Annotated in this window: 2 protein-coding genes; one reads left to right on the top strand and one right to left on the bottom strand. The window is 41.7% G+C overall.

The window, feature by feature from the left end:
• On the bottom strand, positions 1 to 248 hold a 248-nt coding region (locus D104_RS32210), incomplete at its 3' end, for a transglycosylase domain-containing protein (RefSeq protein ID WP_024024784.1).
• 202 nt (positions 249 to 450) lie between these two features.
• On the opposite strand from D104_RS32210, the gene D104_RS32205 reads away from it, so the two are divergent.
• Entirely contained in the window at positions 451 to 1,764 is a 1,314-nt protein-coding gene (locus tag D104_RS32205) for an ATP-binding protein (RefSeq protein ID WP_024024783.1), read from the top strand.
• Positions 1,765 to 1,815: the final 51 nt, after the last annotated feature.

The following is a 1,815-nucleotide window of genomic DNA, read 5'->3' as shown; positions in this document are numbered from 1 at the left end:
GCAAAATCAACACCGTAGTGATTGGGAAAACGTTGATCCTCGGAAGATACAAACGCCAGTGGAACATGAGAAGGGAGTTCATCAATGCTTATCCAGTCTTGAGTCACCGGATAAGGACTTTGCAGCATAAACGCCGTTGTCGGGGGCGGCACAAACCGAAGCAACAATAAGACGACAACCAACAAGAGTAAAGCGCGCCAAATAATCGTCCATGCTCTACTAAAAATATCGAATTTACGCTTTGCCATTTACTGTCTCTTGTTGCATTTAATACGCTTGAAATTACCCCGTTTAAGGGGCGCAAGAATATAGAACATGGAAGGAATAGACTAGAAATTAATCAAATTCACATTTTTATGCGCATAAAAATGTGGCTTTTTTCTTTTTTATGCGCATAAAAGTGTTATTCTGTGGCTGTTGTTCAATTTTAGTCTTTGGGGATAGATAACAATGAAGCGTACGTTGCTCGATCAACTTATCCATTGGAAAAACCAAGCAACAAGAAAACCGATCCTCATCGATGGAGCAAGACAAACCGGTAAGACCTTTTTATTACAAGAGCTTTTCGGAAAGACTTTCCCCAACAGTGTGCGAATTGATTTTTTGGAAACGCCAAATCTAAAAGACGCCTTTGATGGCTCGCTGCACCCAGATGATATTCTTACGAACATAGAGTTGATCACAGGCCAAATCTTTAATCCAGAGACAGATCTGCTTATTTTAGATGAGATAGGCGAATGCGAATCTGCCGTCACAGCGCTGAAATATTTCGCCGAAAAAGCGCCTACTTATTACATCGCTGCCAGTGGTTCTAATATTGGATTACTGAATACGTTCCCTGTAGGAAAAGTAGAACAACATAATTTACGCCCTCTTAGTTTTTTAGAGTTTTTATACGCCTCCGAAGAGAAAGCGTTAATAAAGGCCTTTGAGGCGCAAACTAACTCATCAGCCGCTCACTTAAAGCTTTTCGACAAATTGACCGATTATTACTTTACTGGTGGTATGCCAGAAGCCGTGGCGACGTGGTTCTCCAATAAAAACGACAGCATCTTAGTGCGCATCGAAAAAGTGTCGAAAGTACAAGAAGACCTAATAGAAGGCTATCGACGGGATTTTGGTAAGTATTCTGGAAAGGTGAATGCACAGCTCATAGAGTCTGTTTTTAATAGTATTCCCTCCCAATTATCCTCGGTGATGGACGAATCGGTGAAACGCTTTAAATTTAAGGGTGTAGCAGAGCGTAAATCACGTTATAGCGATTTTGAAAGCGCTATACATTGGCTGACTCGTTGCCGCCTTGCATTGACCTGTTACCCAATAGAGGGTCTTCCAAGGCCGCCATTAGCCGCCTATAAAAAAGACAACTCAGTAAAACTCTTTCTATTCGATGTTGGCTTGCTTAACCGCATGCTGGGAAGCAACTACAAAGAACTCAAACAGCAAAACTACGAATACAAAGGGTACATTGCAGAAAACTTCGTACAGCAAGAGCTCACCGCACTAGGAGTAGACCCAAGTTATTCATGGAATGATGCTCGCGCCGAAATCGAATTTTTATTAACAAATGAAGACGGGAAAATCATTCCCGTTGAGGTAAAAAGTGGAAAACGCACTCGGGCCAAATCGCTCCAATCCTACATAACAAAATGTCAGCCACATAAAACATTCAAACTCACAGGAACACAAGGCTCATCCGAATTAGAGCAAACCAACATCGTTATGCCGCTTTATTATGTAATGTATTTGACTCAAAAATGGTAGAGCGGCGGGAACTTGGGAAATTGGGGTCAGATGAAAATAGAAAACTTGTCG

Source organism: Marinomonas profundimaris (assembly GCF_000508165.1).
Classification (GTDB): Bacteria; Pseudomonadota; Gammaproteobacteria; order Pseudomonadales; family Marinomonadaceae; genus Marinomonas; species Marinomonas profundimaris.
Note: the sequence above shows the minus strand (reverse complement) of the source record. Positions and strands in the feature narration are given on the sequence as shown.

Excerpts from the sequence above, each read along its gene's own strand:
- D104_RS32205 (WP_024024783.1), top strand. The coding sequence starts at position 451 with ATGAAGCGTACGTTGCTCGATCAACTTATCCATTGGAAAAACCAAGCA.